Consider the following 15806-nt stretch of genomic DNA (forward strand, 5'->3'; position numbering starts at 1 on the left):
CCCCGCTCCCCCACCGACCCGGCACACTGGCCACCGTGACCGGGAAGATCAGCGCGGGCATCCTGCTGTACCGCGCCACCGCCGACGGCCTGGAAGTGCTCATCGGACACATGGGCGGCCCGTTCTGGGCGCGCAAGGACGCCGGCGCCTGGTCCATCCCCAAGGGCGAGCCCGACGGCGACGAACCCCTGGAGGACACCGCCCGCCGCGAGTTCACCGAGGAACTCGGCCTGCCCGTCCCCGCCGGCGACCTGCGCCCGCTGGGCCACGTCCGCCAGTCCGGCGGCAAGACCGTCCACGTCTGGGCCCTGGAAGGCGATCTGGACCCCGAACAGGTCGTCCCCGGCACCTTCACCCTCGAACACCCCAAGGGCACCGTCCGCGAGTACCCGGAGGTCGACCGGGTCGGCTGGTTCCCGCTCGCCGACGCCCGTCCCAAGCTGGTCTCGGCCCAGCGCGAGTTCCTCGACCGGCTGACGGCCGCCACGGACGAGTGATCTTTATTCCACACTGAAATCATCAAGGGAATAAAATCCTCCGCCCAACGTTTGGGTGCGCGCCGACCGGGTGACCCTTGTTCGGCAGCCGCCACGGAGCACACCTACAACGACACGCAGCGTTGCCGACTCCACGAAACCCGCCGAAATGACTGACAGTGACCATCCGGACGATCCTCGTCACTACAAGCGAGTTAAGCCCGAGTTAACATCGCCCTGCGTCATCGGTCTAAGCTGTCGCAGCCGCACACTTTCTGCCGGAACTACTCCATCAGTGTGATGAAGTAGCCCGACAGCTTGATAACGCGTCACGATCTCGCCGCGATTGCATCCCTTAGGAGGAAGCCTTCGTTGACGAGTGAAAGACGTCACTGTGGGCGACCATGACCGTGACGCCGGGAACGAACGGAGCAGTCCGATCGTTGCACTCGGTGAGCAACACCGCCTGGGCCCCGGCCCTGAGCCGAGCGAAAGGAACCGCCATGGCCGACCGCGTTCTACGGGGTAGCCGGCTCGGAGCAGTCAGCTACGAGACCGACCGCAATCACGACCTCGCCCCGCGCCGGTCGGTGCGGTACGCCTGCCCCAAGGGCCACGACTTCGAGGTGCCGTTCTCCGACGACGCCGAGATCCCGCACACCTGGGAGTGCCGCCTGCACGGCCAGGAGTCCAAGATCATCGACGGTGCCGAGCCGGAGGCCAAGAAGGTCAAGCCGCCGCGCACGCACTGGGACATGCTCCTGGAGCGCCGCTCCATCCCGGAGCTGGAGGAGCTGCTCGACGAGCGGCTGGAGGAGCTGAGGGGTCGGCGCACCCGCACCGCCTGACACCCCCACACACACGACTAGGGGCCCGCCGGAGATCCGGCGGGCCCCTTTCGTCAACACCACACCGGCTAGCGGCTCGTGCCGGCCTTGGTCTTCGGCGCGAACAGGTCGCGCAGCTGGGTGTAGCGGCGGCGCAGGCCCCACTTGGTCACCCTGATGAGCGCCTCGCGGACGATGTCGCCGCTCATCTTCGACACACCGATCTCACGCTCGGTGAACGTGATGGGCACCTCCACGACCCGGTAGCCCAGCTCGATGGTCCGCCAGCCCAGGTCGATCTGGAAGCAGTACCCGGCCGAGGCCACCGAGGTGAGGTTCAGGTTGCGCAGCACATCCGCCCGGTAGGCGCGGAAGCCCGCGGTGATGTCCTTCACCTTCGCGCCGAGCGCCAGCCGCGAGTACAGGTTCGCGCCCCGCGACAGCACCTCCCGCTTCTTCGGCCAGTTCACCACGCTGCCGCCCGGCACGTACCGCGAGCCGATCACCAGGTCGGCGTCGCGCAGCGCGTCCAGCAGCCGCGGCAGGTCCTCCGGCGCGTGCGAACCGTCGGCGTCCATCTCCACCAGCACCTGGTAGCCGCGCTCCATGCCCCAGCCGAAGCCCGCGATGTAGGCGGCGCCCAGCCCGGCCTTCTCCGTGCGGTGCAGCACGTGCACCCGGTCGTCCGCGGCGGCCATCTCGTCGGCGAGCTGCCCCGTGCCGTCCGGGCTGCCGTCGTCGACCACGAGCGCGTGCACCTTCGGCAGCGCCGCGTGCAGCCGCTTCACGATCTTCCCGATGTTGTCCCGCTCGTTGTAGGTCGGGATCACCACCAGCACCGGCCCGAGCTCGCGGTCAGGCTGCGCCTGCTGGTCCGCCATCCGTTTCCTCCTCGCCGACACCCGCACCAGGGGTCGGACGCGATCCTCGTCGTTGCACTGTCAAGCCGAACGCCACGGCCAGAAGGCCCAGCGCGGTCATCACCCACTCGGGCCATGCGCCGAGCCGGGTGGCAAGCGTAGCCTCCCCGCGCAGCGGCAGCTCCGCCACCAGTGCGTCGGGGGTGAACAAACCAGTCCGCTGGGTGACCGAGCCGTCCGGCGCCACGATGGCGCTGACCCCGCTCGTGGCCGCCACGACCACCGCTTTCCCGTGCTCGACGGCCCGCACCCGGGACATCGCGAGCTGCTGGTAGGTCATCTCGGTGAAGCCGAACGTGGCGTTGTTGGTCGGGATCGCGATCAGGTTCGCGCCCGCGGTGATCGAGTCGCGCACCACACCGTCGAACGCGACCTCGTAGCACGTGTCGATCGCCACCTTCGCGGGCCCCATGGTGAAGCCCTCCGGGTCCGAGCCCGGCTGGAACACCCCGGCCCGGTCCACCGTCTTGGTGAAGATCCGGAAGAAGCCGCGGAACGGCATGGTCTCGCCGAACGGCTGGAGCTGCCGCTTGGTGTAGGTGTCGATCGGGCCGCGCTCGGGGTCCCACAGCACCACGGTGTTGCGCGGCAGGTTGTCCGAGCGGTCGATGACCACCGCGCCCACCGCGATCGGGGCTTTGATGGCCCGCGCGGCCCGGTTGATCTGGGCGGCGGCGTCGACGTTGCGGAACGGGTCGATGTCGGAGGAGTTCTCCGGCCAGATCACCAGGTCCGGCTGCTTCGCCTTGCCTTCCGCCACCGCCTCGGCCAGCTCGATCGTGCGCTTGACGTGGTTGTCCAGCACGGCCCGGCGCTGGGCGTTGAAGTCCAGGCCGGCGCGCGGCACGTTGCCCTGGATCGCGGCCACCACCGCGGTGCCCTGGTCGGGCTCGGTGCCGACCAGCGGCGTCGCGGCCAGACCGAGCGCGAGCGGCAGCACCACCAGGGGCGCGCCGAGCTTCCAGTTGCGGCCCAGGTGGGCCAGGCCGAAGCCGGTCAGCGCCACGGCGAACCCGACCAGCGGCGCACCACCCAGGGACGCCAGCGGCAGGTACCAGCCCTCGGGCTGGCCGAACGCGATCTTGCCCCACGGGAACCCGCCGAACGGGAACACGCTCCGGAACAGCTCACCGGCCACCCACAGCAGCGCCATCCACACCGGCGCGCCGGGCAGCGTCGACACCCGCGCCATCAGGGCCGTGCCCACGCCGATCAGCAAGCCGCACACCAGCGCCAACGGCAGCCACGCGATCAGCCCGACGAACTCGCCGGTCCAGCGCAGCAGCGGCGCCATGAACCCGACGCCCCACACCACGCCCAGCCCGAAGCCCGCGCGCATCCGCCGCCCGTGCAGCAGGACGCCCAGCACGGCGAACCCGATCGGGGCCAGCCACCACAGGGTGCGCGGCGGGAAGCTGAGGAACACCAGTCCCCCGCCCGCCGCGGCCAGCGCGATCCTCAGCAAGGCGCCCCGCACGTCCCGGCGGCGGGCAGGGGGCGTGTCGGCGGCGGGCTGTCCCGGCGCCACGGGGGTCGCGACCACGCCGACCAGCCTACGAGGCCGCCGGCCTGCGCCGACACCGGCCACCGAGATCAACCCCACGAACCACCGGACGTGTGGGTGCACGCGGGGTTGCCCGTGCGTGAGGCGGGTCTCCCGTCCCTGGTCCCGGTTCAGGGTTCCCACCGATGCGAACCGGCCCGGACCGGCGGATGGTGGAGTCATGACCACGTTGACCAGGCCCCAGAGCCAGAAGGTGATCGCCGGTGTGTGCGCGGGACTGGCCGCCCGGTTCGGTTGGAAGCCGAACACGGTCCGGTTGCTGTTCCTGCTGTCCTGCCTGCTGCCCGGACCGCAGTTCGTCATCTACCTCGTGCTGTGGGTGATGATGCCCAAGCGCCCCTACTGACGGGTCCGCACCAGCGCCTCGACGCCGTCGAGCACGCGTTCCAGGCCGAACTCGAACGCGTGCTCCCCCGAGTACGCCGCGCCGTGCGCCTCCCCCGCCGCCGCGCCCACCCGGGCCGCCAGCGGGAACCGCGCCGGGTCGAACACACCGGCCAGGACCGGCGCGGCAGCGGCCCACCACTGCTCGTCGCTGAGCCCGGTGCGCTGCTCGACCCGCGCCGACTCGACGGCGAGCCGGGCCGCCGCGCGGACGTGCCCGAGCACGAGGGTGAGCACGGCGTCCATCTCGACGTCGGTGAGCCCGATCCCGTCGACCGCGCGCAGCTCGTGGTCGTACTTGGCGGCGACGTTGGGCCCGAGCACCGCCCGGGCGCCGGGGACGTCGAGCAGCCACGGGTGGCGCAGGCACAGTGCCCAGTTCTCGCGGGCGAGGTGGGCGAGCCGGGCGCGCCACCCGCCGGGGACCTCGTCCCGGGCGGTCTCGGCGCTGACCGTGTCGACCATGACGTCGACCAGCTCGGCTTTGCCGGGGACGTAGGTGTAGAGCGACATCGCCCCGACACCGAGCTTGTCCGCGACCCGGCGCATGGACACCGCGTCCAGGCCTTCGGCGTCGGCCAACTCGACCGCGGCGGCGACGATCCGGTCCAGCCCGAGGCCCTTGCGCGGTGCGGGCGTGGAGGTGCGCCAGAGCACCGCGAGGGTGCGCGCCGGGTCACTGCGTTCGGTCGCCACCCGGCCACCCTACTGATCGGACTGGTTCAGTCCGCGAGGGCGGCGCGGACGATCTCCAGCGCCTCCTCGGCGGTCAGGCCCTGCTCGCGCGCCGTGGCGGCGTAATTGCGGGCGGCCCGCAGCACCCGTTCCCGGCTGCGCTCCCCCGCCGCGCTGACCACGGTCCCGGCTCTGCCCCGGGTCTCGATGAGACCCGCCTCCTCCAGCTCGCGGTAGGCACGGGCCACGGTGTTGACCGCGATGCCCAGCTCGGCGGCGAGGGCCCGCACGGTGGGCAACCGGGTGCCCACGGCCAGCTCGCGCTCGGTGATCTTGCGGGCGAACTGGGACCGCACCTGCTCGAAGGGCGGTACCGAGGAGGCCGGATCGAGGCTGATCACGCGTCGATAGTGGCAGACGCCGGCCGACGCGCAGTACCGGCTGAGCGCGTGCGGAAAGACAAGACTGCACTTCCCCGATCGGGTCCGGCACCGTGACTGCCCGTGACCAGCCCCGAGATCCGCCGCGAACAGGACTTCCTCGACGAGTTGCACCGCTTCGCCGACCTGCCCGACGACGTGTGCTTCGGCCGCCTGGACCACGCCGACGGCCGCTCCGTCCACATCGGACGCGCCGGCGTGTTCCGCGACGACGAGCCGCTGCTGCTGGACTGGCGCGCCCCCGCCGCCCGCCCCTTCTACACCGCCACCGCCGCCTCCCCCGAAGGCGTGATCAGGCGACGGCGCATCACCACCCGGGGCCGAACCGTGCTCGCCGTGGACGACGAACTGCTCGGCGACGGCGAGGTGGACGGCGTGACCGGCGATGCCGCGCTGCTCCAGGCCGTGACGGCGGCGCGCGGCGACCGGATGCGGACCGTCGTCACCACGCTGCGCGCGGAACAGGACGCCGTGATCCGCTCCGACCACGCCGGCGTGCTGGTGATCGACGGCGGTCCCGGCACCGGCAAGACCGCCGTGGCCCTGCACCGCGTGGCACACCTGCTCTACCGCCGCCCCCACCTGGCCGCGCGCGGTGTGCTGGTGGTCGGCCCGAACCGGCTGTTCCTGGACTACATCGGCCAGGTTTTGCCCGGCCTGGGCGAGGACCGGGTGGTGACGACCACGGTAGACCGGCTGCTCCCGGGCATCGCCCCGGACCGGGCGGAGCCCGCCGAGGTCGCCGAGTTGAAGGGCCGGGCCGTGCTGGCCGAGGTGCTGGCCGACGCCGTCCGGTCCTACGTCCGCGGCGGCGAGGTCGAGGTGGAGTTCGAAGGGCACCGGCTGGTGGTGGACACGGCGGAGGCGGTGCGGCGGGCGCGCCGGGCCGGTCTGCCGCACGGTCCGGCGGGGTCGGTGTTCCACCGGGAGGTGGTGGACGCGCTGGTCCGGGCGTTGGCGAGGCGGATGGAGGCGGTCGTGCTGTCCGACGACGGCGAGGCGCTGGACGGCGGTCGGGCGGACGGTGGGCTGGGCGCGGCGGACGTGCGGGCGCTGGAGGCAGTCGGTTTCGTGGTCGACCCCGACGACCTGGGGCCGCGCCCGGTGCTCGATGACGACGACCTGGCCGACCTGCGCGCCGCTCTCCTGGCGTCGGCCGATGTCCGCGCCGCCGTGGCCGAGGTGTGGCCGGACTTGACCCCGACCCGGGTCTTGGACGACCTCTACGCGGACCCGTCCCGCGCCCGCGGGCTGTCACCGGCCGAACGGGACGCCTTGCGCCGCTCCCCCGGCGGCTGGACCGCCGCGGATGTGCCCCTGCTCGACGAAGCCGCCGCGTTGGTGGGCGCCGGCCCCGACCGGTCCGGCGCGAGCTTCGCCGAGCACACCGCCGGCCGGAGCCTCGCCCAGCGCGCCGCCGACCGGTCCGGCGGGAGTTTCGCCGAGCGGGCGGCGGCCGACCCGGGCTGGGCGTTCGGGCACGTCGTGGTGGACGAGGCGCAGGAGTTGTCGCCGATGGCGTGGCGGGCGGTCCTGCGCCGCTGCCCCAGCCGGTCGCTCACCGTCGTCGGCGACCTCGACCAAGGCGGCCGCGCACGATCCTGGGACGAGGTGCTGGGGCCGCACGTCGGCGACCGGTGGCGGCGCACCCGGCTCACCGTCACCTACCGCACCCCGGCGGAAGTCGTCGCCGCCGCAGCCGCCGTGCTGGACGTCGAACCACCCACCGCCATCCGGTCAACAGGCGTGCGGCCGTGGCGCAAGCAGTCCACGGACCTCCCCGCCGACGTCGCCGCGTGGGCCGCCACAGAAGCCCGGCACGAAGGCCGGTTCGCCGTCGTCGCGCCCGAACACCTGGTGCCGGAGCTCGCCGCCGCACTGCCCGACGACCGGTTCCGCGCCCTCACCCCTCGCCAGGTCAAAGGACTGGAGTTCGACTCGGTCCTGGTCGTCGACCCGGCGGCGATCCTGGCCGAGCCACGCGACCTGTACGTGGCCATGACCAGGACCACCCACCGGCTCGGCCTGCTCCACCCGGGCCCGCCCCCAGAACAGATCGTCGACCTGCCCGAACTCAGTCCTGCTTCGGCGCCACCACCGTGCCCCGCGCGCGGGTGACCACGACCGGCGGGTCCAGGACGTCCGCCGCGGACGGCCCGCGCTCCGGGGCCGACCGGCACACCACGCGGGCCTCGAACTCGATCTCGCGGGACCGGGTGCCGACGCGGACCAGGGTCGCGGTCGCCTCGATCACGTCGCCGGCCTGGATCGGGGCCGTGAACTCGACGTTCGAGTAACCCGCGAACAGGCCCTCGTCGGCGTCCGTTCGGATCAGCAGCTCGGTCGCCACGTCACCGAACATGCCCAGCCCGTACGCCCCGTCCACGAGGTTGCCCCCGTAGTGGGCGTGCGAGTGCGGCACGTACCGGCGGTGTGTCACGGAGAAACCCTCGGTCAGGCTCACGCTGCCCCTTTCCTCTCCTGCATCGCGTGCACCAGGTAGCTGGCGACCTCACCGGGCGTCGTCCCCCGGCTGAACACCCGGTCGACACCGAGTGAGTCCGCCATCAGCGGGTCGAAGCGGGGTCCGCCGGCGATCAGCAGCGGGCGGCGGTCGCCCATGGCCTCGCGGAACGCCGCGGACATCTCCTGGGTGTTGAGGATGTGCGCGTCCCGCTGCGTGACGACCTGCGACACCAGCACCGCGTCCGCCTTCTCCGCGCGCGCCCGGCGCACGAGTTCGGGCACCGACACCTGCGCGCCCAGGTTCACGACCTTCAGCTCGCGGTAGTACTCCAGGCCCTTCTCGCCGGCGAAGCCCTTGATGTTGAGGATCGCGTCGATGCCCACCGTGTGCGCGTCGGTGCCGATGCACCCGCCGACCACGACCAGCTTGCGCCGCAACAACTTCTTCACCGTCGTGTTCACCTCGGCGGGCGAGAGCAGCGGGTACTCCCGCTCCACCACCCGGACCGCGTCGAGGTCCACGATGTGCTTGACCGACCCGTACACCACGAAGAACGTGAAGTCCTCGCCGATCGGGTGCGAGTGCACGACCATCGCCGGGTCGATGCCCATCTTGTTCGCCAACTGCTGCGCCGCCCCGTCCGCCTTGGGCCCGAACGGGACCGGCAGGGTGAACGAGGTCTGCACCATCCCGTCGCCGGTGGTGTCGCCGTACGGACGCACGTGCCGCTTGGTCACGCCCCCGCCTCCAGCAGCTCCGAAGCCGGGTTGCAGTACCCGTCCGCCTTCTCCACCACGCCGTCCGCGCCCTTGCCGCCGTCCGCCGGCCGTTTCATCAGCCCGAACGTGCCATCGGCGATCGCGTTCAACAGCCCGTCGTCCACGATCCGCTCCAGCAGGTCCACGGCCTCCCCCAGCACCTGGTGGGCGCGCTTGACGATGAACCCGTCCGGCGCGGGCCGGAAGTCCTCCGCCAGCCCGCCGGCCGCGTTGAGCACGTACCGGACGTTGGCCAGCGCCAGGTCCCGGTCGGACAGGAACGGCGTCACCACGGCCTCGGTCATCATCCCGACCAGCAGGATCGACTGCCCGGTCAGGACGCCCGCGAGGTTGAAGAACCCGTCCAGCAGGTAGCCGTTGAACACGTCGCCGGTCATGTGCTTGGTCGGCGGCATCCACTTCAGCGGCGCGTCGGGGAACAGCTCCCGCGCCAGCAGGGCGTGCGCCAGTTCGAGCCGGAACGACTCGGGCACCTTCGGGTTGATCTCGAACGCGTGCCCCAGGCCCAGCAGGTGGTCGGGCAGCCCGGCCTCGTGCGCGAAGTGCTCGTTGAGCAGCTGCGACACGGTGACGGTGTGCGCGGCGTCCACGGCGTCGGCGGTGGTGAGGTAGTTGTCCTCGCCGGTGTTGATGATGATGCCGGCGCGGGCGTGGACCTGGCGGGAGAACCGCTGGTCGACGAACGTGCGGATGGGGTTGATGTCGCGGAACAGGATGCCGTACATGGAGTCGTTGAGCATCATGTCCAGCCGCTGCAACCCGGCCAGCACCGCGATCTCCGGCATGCACAGGCCCGAGGCGTAGTTGGTCAGCCGCACGTACCGGCCGACCTCCTTGGACACCTCGTCCAGCGCGGCCCGCATGATGCGGAAGTTCTCCTGCGTGGCGTAGGTGCCCGCGAACCCGTGGTGCGTCGCGCCTTCCGGCACGTAGTCCAGCAGCGACTGCCCGGTGGAGCGGATGACGGCGATGACGTCCGCGCCCGCGCGGGCGGCGTTCTGCGCCTGGACCACGTCCTCGTCGATGTCACCGGTCGCCACGATCAGGTAGATCCACGGTCGCTGCGCCGGGTCGCCCCACTTGGCGACCAGCTTGTCCCGCTGCGCCTTGTTCTTGTCGACGGTCTTGATGCCCCGGGCGATCGCCGCGCGGGCGGCCTTCTCCGCGCGGGTCCGGTCGCGTCCGGTCGGCACGGTGAACCGGACCTGGCCGGCGGCGGTGGCCTCGGCCAGCTCGGTCAGGGTGCCCAGGTTGTGCTCTTTGAGCGCGTAGAAGGCGGGGAGGGCGACACCGTGTTCGAGCCCGCAGTGCTCGCGCACGGTGTCGATCACCCGGTTCACCCACGGCACGTCGCCCGCGCGGTGGGTGGAGTCGGCGCCGGTGATCCCGGCCAGCCGCAGTGTCGCGCGCTCGACCGCCACCGTGGTGTGGGCCTTCGCGATGGCCACCACGGGCTCCGCCGCCCTCGCGGCGAGCCTGCGCGCCGTGGCGACCACATCGGGGTCGAGGTCGAGCAACGCCATTGTCACTCCCTTTCGAAAATCGTCCGGCCGCGCAACACGGTCCGCAAGCAGGTGGGGGTGGAGTCCAGGGACGGCAGTCCGGGCACGCGCGAGCGCGGGTCGGTGGACCAGCGCTGCACGCGGGAGTCGGGGGTGGTGACCTCCAGTTCCCCGGCCTCCCACACCGCGTAGGTGGCGGGCGCGCCGGGCTGGAGCGTGCCGGTGACGCCGTCGTCCACGCCGGCCGCGCGCCACCCGCCGCGGGTGTGGGCGTTGAACGCGGCACGCGGCGAGATGCCGAACCCGTCCGTCCGGTGGTGCACGGCGGCCCGGATCGCCGCCCACGGGTCCACGGCGGTCACGGGGGCGTCCGAGCCGAACGCCAGCACCAGCCCGGCGCTCGCGAGCTGGGCGAACGGGTTGAGCGCGGTGCCGCGTTCGACGCCCAGGCGCCGCGCGTACATGCCCTCGGGGCCACCCCACTCGTGGTCGAACAACGGCTGCACCGACGCCACCACGCCCCACGAGCCGAGCTTCGCGGCCTGCTCGGCGGTGATCATCTCGACGTGTTCGAGGCGGTGCCGGCGGGCGGCCAGGGCGGGCGCGCCGACGGTCGCGGCGGCCTTCTCGAAGCCCTCGACCACGGCGGCCATCGCGGCGTCGCCGATGACGTGGAACCCGCCCTGCAACCCGGCTCGCGTGGCCGCCACCAGGTGCGCGGCGATCTCGTCGGCGGACAGGTACAGCGCGCCGGAGGTGTCGGCGTCGGCGTACTTCTCGCACAGCGCGGCCGTGCGGGAGCCCAGCGCGCCGTCGACGAACAGGTCGCCGGCGAGACCCCGCACCGGCAGGTCGATCGGGTCGCGGGCACCCCAGTAGCCCACGACCTCCGGGCCATCCGTGGTCGCGAGCAGGTCGGCCAGGTCGTCGCGGCTGGAGATGTCCGGGCCCGCGCACTCGTGCACCGACGCGATGCCCATCGAGGCCGCGTGCGCCAGGAACGCCTTCTGGGCCGCCCGGCGCTGGTCGACGGGGATGGCGTCCTTGGCCGCGCCCCGCACGAGGTGGTGCGCGGCGCGGGACAGCGGGCCGTCCGGGGACCAGCCGTCAGCCTCGCGGGCGGACGGGGCCAGGTCGACCAGGGCGGTGGACGCCAGCGCCGAGTGCACGTCGATGCGGGACAGGTACGCGGTCTTGCCGCGGGCGGCCTCGTCCAGCTCGGCGCGCGTGGGCGGGCGCTGCTCGGGCCAGCGGGTCTCGTCCCAGCCGTGCCCCCACACCAGCGGTCCCTCCGCTGCGCGGACCGCGTCCAGCAGCTCGGCCAACGACCGGCAGCGGGTCAGGTCCAGGCCGGTGCGCAGCAGGCCGGCGGAGGTGGCGTGCACGTGGGCGTCCACGAACGCGGGCGCGACCCACGCGCCGGCCAGGTCCACGACCTCGGCGTCGGGGTGCAGGGCGCGGCCGACGGAGTCCTGGCCCAGCCACACCACGGTGCCGTCGGTGATCGCCATCGCGGTGGCGTCCGGCGAGGTCGGGGAGTGGACCCGGCCACCCACCAGCAGCTGGGTCCTGTTCACGGTAGTCACGCCTGTGCAGTCTGCCTGTGGTCGAACAGCGCCCTGACGGCAGGCTCGGCGCGCAGCAGGTCCAGGGCGAACTCGGCGTGACCGGGCACGTAGCCGTTGCCGACCAGCATCTCCACGTCCGCCGCCAGGCCCTCCGCGCCCAGGGCAGCGGCGGAGAAGGAGGTGGCCATGGAGAAGAACACGACCGTGCCGCCGTCCGCCGTGGCCAGGATCGCGCCGTGCTCGCAGCCCGGGACGTCCACGCACACCACGGTCACGTCAGCGGGGGTGCCCACCGCGTCCAGCACCGCGACCGGGTTGCGCGCGTCGGCGATGACCACCTCGTCGGCCAGCCCCGAATTCCGCACCCGCTCGGCTTCCGCTTCGGTCGGGACCAGCGCGGTGAGCCGGGTCGCGCCGGCCCGGCGGGCAGCGGCCAACGACAACGACCCCGACTTGCCGCCACCGCCCAGCACCAGCACCGACTTCGCACCCTTGCGCCGCACCACCCGGTCGGTCAACGCGGGCGCGCCGCACACGTCCAGCACGGACAGCGCCAACTCGTCGGGCAGGTCGTCCGGCAGCACCGCCGCGATCGACCGCCCGAACAACACCGCCGTGCCCGCGCACGGGACCTGCTCTGTCGTGCCGTCCCAGTGCGCCAGCTCGTCGGTGATCCGCAGCGGGGTCAGGGTGAGCGAGACCAGCGTCGCGATCCGGTCGCCCGGCTTGAGGTCCAGCGGCGAGTCCGGACCGACCGCGCGGACCGTGCCCAGCAGCATGCCGCCGGACCCGGTCACGGGGTTCTGCATCTTGCCGCGCTCGGCCACGATGTCCAGCACAGCCCGCTTGATGCCGTCGCCGTGCTGTTCACGCAGCTGCCGGAAGGACGCGGCGTCCAGGTTGAGCCGCTCGACGTCCACCACGACCTCGTCCGCGCCGCACTCCGGTGCCGGGTCCAGCCGCCAGGCCTGCTGCGGCAGGACACCCGCGGGTTCGACGACACGGTGGAGACCGAACGGCGACGTCATGGAAATCCTTCGGCTCGACGACGGCTGGACGCCGATATCTTCACGTGAGGCGTCAAGATTGCGCAAGAGTTCAGCGCTCTTGGTTGCCTACCCCGAGCCGAGGATTTCCTGGGCACCGCAGCCCCAGCAAACTGTCGGTACCCCGTGCGACCATGGAACCGGGGGCCGGAGGCCACGCCCGGCCAAACCACCACACGGGCCGGAGGCCACGCCCGGCCTCACCACCACGCGCGACCCGGGCCGCCCACCCGTGAGCGAGTCGAGCGAGTTCCCGGCGAACCCGACCGCACCCTCGCCACCTACACCGCCGAACACCTACACCGCCGAACCCGGCTCCCCCGGCGCGACGGCCTTGAGGGCGCTGGGCGGCCGGCCGTAGAACCAGTTGCCCGGCGCGGCCGGGTCGGTGCTGGTCCAGTACTCCACGATCGCGGTCGCGACTTCCGCCCGGCCAACCGCCCCGTCGCCGTCCCGGTCCAGGTGGCCGAACGCCTCCGCCGCCTCCTCCTCGGGCATGTCGGGCTGGTGGCCGCGCAGGAACGCCAGGTACTCGGGGAACCCGATCCGCCCGTCGCCGTCCGCGTCGGCCACCTCGAACACCGTCACCGCCAGGTCCGCGATCGCCCCCGCCCGACCGGCCGCCCCGATGATCGCCGCCGCGAACTCGTCCCGGGTCACGCTGCCGTCGCCGTCCGCGTCGTGCGGCCGGTGCACCCGTTCCCAGATCCGGCAGTACGCCTCGATGATCCGGTGCCCGTCCGCCGACCCCGGCTCGTGCCCCAGCCCCGCCGCCGTCCGCTCCCCCATCACCACGTGGTCGTGCCAGGTGAGCCGGCCGTCCCGGTCGCCGTCGAAGCGGTCGAAGCCGTGGCGGATCTTGCGGTCGAGGAACGACGTGGACACCGGGCCTCCCTGTCCGTTTCAGGTCCACCCAATCCTCGGAGCAGCGCACCCGCGACCGCGACACCGGCGCGCATGATCCAACCAATCGTGCGAGCCGACACGAACAGTGCCCGCGAAATCACTGAACGCGAGCGCGAAAGTACATAAATGCGGTCAGCCCGTCACTCTTCCGTATGACAAGCCGCAACGCTGCCTTGTCCGCCCCGTAGTCCGCTGCTGCACTGGTCGCGGGCCCGCTCCACCGCCAATCCCCCGAGCAGCGCGGACCCGCCGGCACCCATCAGGCGCGGCGGGCCGGAGCGCGATGCACCACTTCCGGAGGCCCGGATGCCGGGTATCAGCATCAACGTCATCCGCGTCGGGTTCGAGAACTTCACCGCCGCCGACGCCACCACCATCAACAACGCGCTCACGACGTTCACCAACATCTACGCGACCGTCGGCATCCAGGTGCGCCGGATCGAGCGCTACCGCATACCGCTGGCCGACGCGAGAGGCCGCGACGTCATCGACAACAACGGCGAGGCCGAGGCCCTGACCGACGAGTGGACCGTGCGCAACAACGCGATCGACGTGTTCTTCGTCAAGCTCTACGTCGGGTCGGTCGCCGGCCTGTCGCCCGTCCCCGGCCCGTGCGACAAGAACGCGAAGGGCATGGACGGCGCGGTCGTCGAGCTGATCGGCGGCAACACCGGCCTGGTGCTGGCCCACGAGGTCGGTCACTACCTCGGGCTGTCGCACACCACGGGCAGTTCCACCAACCTGATGTTCCCGTCCGTGCCCAACGGCGGGCTGCTGACCACCACGCAGGGGAACAGGATGAAGTCCCACTGCTTCATCGAGCCGTAGCCGACACCGGAGGCCGACATGGTGAAGATCGACATCCCGGGAGTCGAGCCCGGTCCGGACGTCGTCCGCGAATCCCTCGCGGGCCGCGTGCCCCGCGTGCCGCCCTCGGTGGCGCTGGCCCTGCTCTCCGAGCTGGACGTGCCCGGCGCCGACCGGGTGGAGCTGCTGCGCGACAGCGCCGAGAACACCGACCTCGACCCGCACGTGCGCGCCGGGGCCGTCACCGTCTACGCCCGGGTCGCGGGCGCGGACGCCGTGCCCACCCTGCTGTCCGCGCTCGACGGGGACGACCGGATCGCCGCCGCCGCGGCCACCGCCCTGGGCCACGTGGGCACCGCCGAGCACCTCGACGCGCTGCGCGCACGTGGCGGCGGCCTGCTGGGCGACCGCGCGCGGTTCGCCGCGGACCTGATCGTCCACCGGCTCGGGCTCACCGACCAGGAGGACGACGCGGAGCTGCCCGAAACCGCGCCGGCACCCGAAGAGGTCGGGGCGCTGGCGTTCGCCGGGGTCCGCCCGGGTCCGGAACGGCGCTCCCGGGCGCTCAAGGCGATCAAGCGGGACCTGCCCTGGTTCAACCCCGCCGACCACGACGTCTACGAGGTCCAGTGCGGCCCGCGCCTGCTGGAGATCGCGGTCGACCGCGGCGTCCTCGGTGCCGAGGGCAAGGGGAAGCTCCGCCGCGGCCCCGCCACCCCGGCCGTCGTCGCGGTGCAGGACCTGGAGTACGACGACTTCTACCCGGCGATGATCGCGCTCAGCCGCCCGCGCGGCGACCGCCTCGCGGTCCGGCTGACCCGGCTCACCGGTGAGGACGTCTACGTCGCCGAGGGGTCGCTGGCCGAAGGCGACCTGGTCCTGGACCTGCGCGCCGCCCAACGCCCCGGCGCCGCGCCCGTCGCCGGACGGCTGCGGGTCACGAACAAGGAGGTCGAGATCTCGGGCGTGTCCGACCGGCGCACCACGCCCAAGCGCAGCCCGCAGGCGGAGTAGCCCGGACATGCCACCCGAGGGCTGGCGCGTGCTGCGGCTGGGCGACGCGGTGGAACTCGCCGTGCCGCCCGACGCCGCGGCCGTCGAGATGCCGCCGGTCGACTCCGTGTTCGGCGTGCTGCGCGGCGAGGGCTACGAGATCGTCTACGACTACGGCCGCTACGGCGAGGACCTGGCCGAACTGCGCGACCAGCCCGGCTACGCCAGCCGGGAACGGCAGGTGCAGGAGCGGACCGCCACCGACATCGAGGTCGCCGGCAGCGACCCGTGGCGGCGGGTCCGCGTCCTGCGCGTGGACAACGGCCCCAACCAGTTGACCGTCCGCGTGTCCTGCGCCGACGACGAGACCTGCGCCCTCGCCGACACCCTGTTCGACTCCGTCCGGTTCACCACATGACTTGAGAAGTGCCGCCGCCGGGCGCACGCGCCTA

At 72.5% G+C, this 15806-nt stretch carries 17 protein-coding genes; 7 read left to right on the forward strand and 10 right to left on the reverse strand.

Annotated elements, in window-relative coordinates; translation table 11 throughout:
• Positions 1–35: 35 nt before the first annotated feature.
• Together RIN75_RS07365 and RIN75_RS07370 are read left to right on the forward strand one after the other, a co-directional pair.
• Positions 36–497 (forward strand): NUDIX domain-containing protein, encoded by a 462-nt coding sequence (locus tag RIN75_RS07365; protein ID WP_309111033.1) that lies wholly within the window; start codon positions 36–38, stop codon positions 495–497.
• Positions 498–979: 482 nt separating this feature from the next.
• Positions 980–1324: an RNA polymerase-binding protein RbpA gene (locus tag RIN75_RS07370; protein ID WP_121217541.1), complete on the forward strand. Its 345-nt coding sequence runs from the start codon at positions 980–982 to the stop codon at positions 1322–1324.
• Between the two features lie 68 nt (positions 1325–1392).
• On the opposite strand, the gene RIN75_RS07375 is transcribed toward RIN75_RS07370, so the two are convergent.
• On the reverse strand, positions 1393–2184 hold the full coding sequence (locus RIN75_RS07375; RefSeq protein WP_309111034.1) for a polyprenol monophosphomannose synthase: 792 nt from the start codon (positions 2182–2184) through the stop codon (positions 1393–1395).
• Positions 2159–3766: an apolipoprotein N-acyltransferase gene (lnt, locus tag RIN75_RS07380; RefSeq protein ID WP_309111035.1), complete on the reverse strand. Its 1608-nt coding sequence runs from the start codon at positions 3764–3766 to the stop codon at positions 2159–2161. The genes RIN75_RS07375 and lnt overlap by 26 nt, the downstream gene beginning before the upstream one ends.
• 181 nt (positions 3767–3947) lie before the next feature.
• On the opposite strand from lnt, the gene RIN75_RS07385 reads away from it, so the two are divergent.
• Complete coding sequence (locus RIN75_RS07385) at positions 3948–4133, forward strand: PspC domain-containing protein (protein WP_309111036.1); 186 nt, start codon at positions 3948–3950, stop codon at positions 4131–4133.
• Here RIN75_RS07385 and RIN75_RS07390 read toward each other — a convergent pair.
• Positions 4127–4867 (reverse strand): TetR/AcrR family transcriptional regulator, encoded by a 741-nt coding sequence (locus tag RIN75_RS07390; RefSeq protein ID WP_309111037.1) that lies wholly within the window; start codon positions 4865–4867, stop codon positions 4127–4129. The two genes, RIN75_RS07385 and RIN75_RS07390, sit on opposite strands and share 7 nt — an antisense overlap.
• A gap of 26 nt (positions 4868–4893) precedes the next feature.
• A complete protein-coding gene (locus RIN75_RS07395) occupies positions 4894–5247 on the reverse strand; it encodes a GntR family transcriptional regulator (protein ID WP_309111038.1) in 354 nt (117 codons plus the stop codon).
• Positions 5248–5349: 102 nt separating this feature from the next.
• Between RIN75_RS07395 and RIN75_RS07400 the strand changes: the two genes are divergently transcribed.
• A complete protein-coding gene (locus tag RIN75_RS07400) occupies positions 5350–7404 on the forward strand; it encodes an AAA family ATPase (protein WP_309111039.1) in 2055 nt (684 codons plus the stop codon).
• Here the strand turns inward: RIN75_RS07400 and RIN75_RS07405 are convergent.
• The 6 genes from RIN75_RS07405 to RIN75_RS07430 form a co-directional block, all read right to left on the reverse strand.
• Complete coding sequence (locus RIN75_RS07405; RefSeq protein ID WP_309111040.1) at positions 7361–7750, reverse strand: hotdog fold domain-containing protein; 390 nt, start codon at positions 7748–7750, stop codon at positions 7361–7363. The two genes, RIN75_RS07400 and RIN75_RS07405, sit on opposite strands and share 44 nt — an antisense overlap.
• Positions 7747–8490, reverse strand: coding sequence for an OAM dimerization domain-containing protein (locus RIN75_RS07410; protein WP_309111041.1), 744 nt, complete (start codon positions 8488–8490; stop codon positions 7747–7749). The genes RIN75_RS07405 and RIN75_RS07410 overlap by 4 nt, the downstream gene beginning before the upstream one ends.
• A complete protein-coding gene (locus RIN75_RS07415; protein ID WP_309111042.1) occupies positions 8487–10055 on the reverse strand; it encodes a lysine 5,6-aminomutase subunit alpha in 1569 nt (522 codons plus the stop codon). The genes RIN75_RS07410 and RIN75_RS07415 overlap by 4 nt, the downstream gene beginning before the upstream one ends.
• 2 nt (positions 10056–10057) lie before the next feature.
• Positions 10058–11620 carry an amidohydrolase gene (locus tag RIN75_RS07420; RefSeq protein WP_375295924.1) on the reverse strand — a complete coding sequence of 521 codons (1563 nt, stop codon included), beginning with the start codon at positions 11618–11620 and terminating at the stop codon, positions 10058–10060.
• Positions 11617–12630 carry an L-erythro-3,5-diaminohexanoate dehydrogenase gene (locus tag RIN75_RS07425; protein WP_309111044.1) on the reverse strand — a complete coding sequence of 338 codons (1014 nt, stop codon included), beginning with the start codon at positions 12628–12630 and terminating at the stop codon, positions 11617–11619. Before RIN75_RS07425 ends, RIN75_RS07420 begins: the two co-directional genes overlap by 4 nt.
• A 315-nt stretch (positions 12631–12945) precedes the next feature.
• The gene (locus tag RIN75_RS07430) at positions 12946–13533 is read right to left on the reverse strand and encodes an EF-hand domain-containing protein (RefSeq protein ID WP_309111045.1); all 588 of its coding nucleotides are present in this window, start codon (positions 13531–13533) and stop codon (positions 12946–12948) included.
• Positions 13534–13860: 327 nt separating this feature from the next.
• Here RIN75_RS07430 and RIN75_RS07435 point away from each other — a divergent pair, with 327 nt between their 5' ends.
• The 3 genes from RIN75_RS07435 to RIN75_RS07445 are packed head-to-tail and all read left to right on the forward strand — an operon-like array spanning position 13861 to position 15772.
• Positions 13861–14382, forward strand: a complete 522-nt coding sequence (locus tag RIN75_RS07435; RefSeq protein ID WP_309111046.1) for a zinc-dependent metalloprotease family protein — start codon at positions 13861–13863, stop codon at positions 14380–14382.
• An 18-nt stretch (positions 14383–14400) separates the two neighbouring features.
• The gene (locus RIN75_RS07440) at positions 14401–15375 is read left to right on the forward strand and encodes a HEAT repeat domain-containing protein (protein ID WP_309111047.1); all 975 of its coding nucleotides are present in this window, start codon (positions 14401–14403) and stop codon (positions 15373–15375) included.
• Positions 15376–15382: 7 nt separating this feature from the next.
• The gene (locus tag RIN75_RS07445) at positions 15383–15772 is read left to right on the forward strand and encodes a hypothetical protein (RefSeq protein WP_309111048.1); all 390 of its coding nucleotides are present in this window, start codon (positions 15383–15385) and stop codon (positions 15770–15772) included.
• Positions 15773–15806: the final 34 nt, after the last annotated feature.

Source organism: Saccharothrix sp., assembly GCF_031180885.1.
Lineage (GTDB): Bacteria > Actinomycetota > Actinomycetes > Mycobacteriales > Pseudonocardiaceae > Actinosynnema.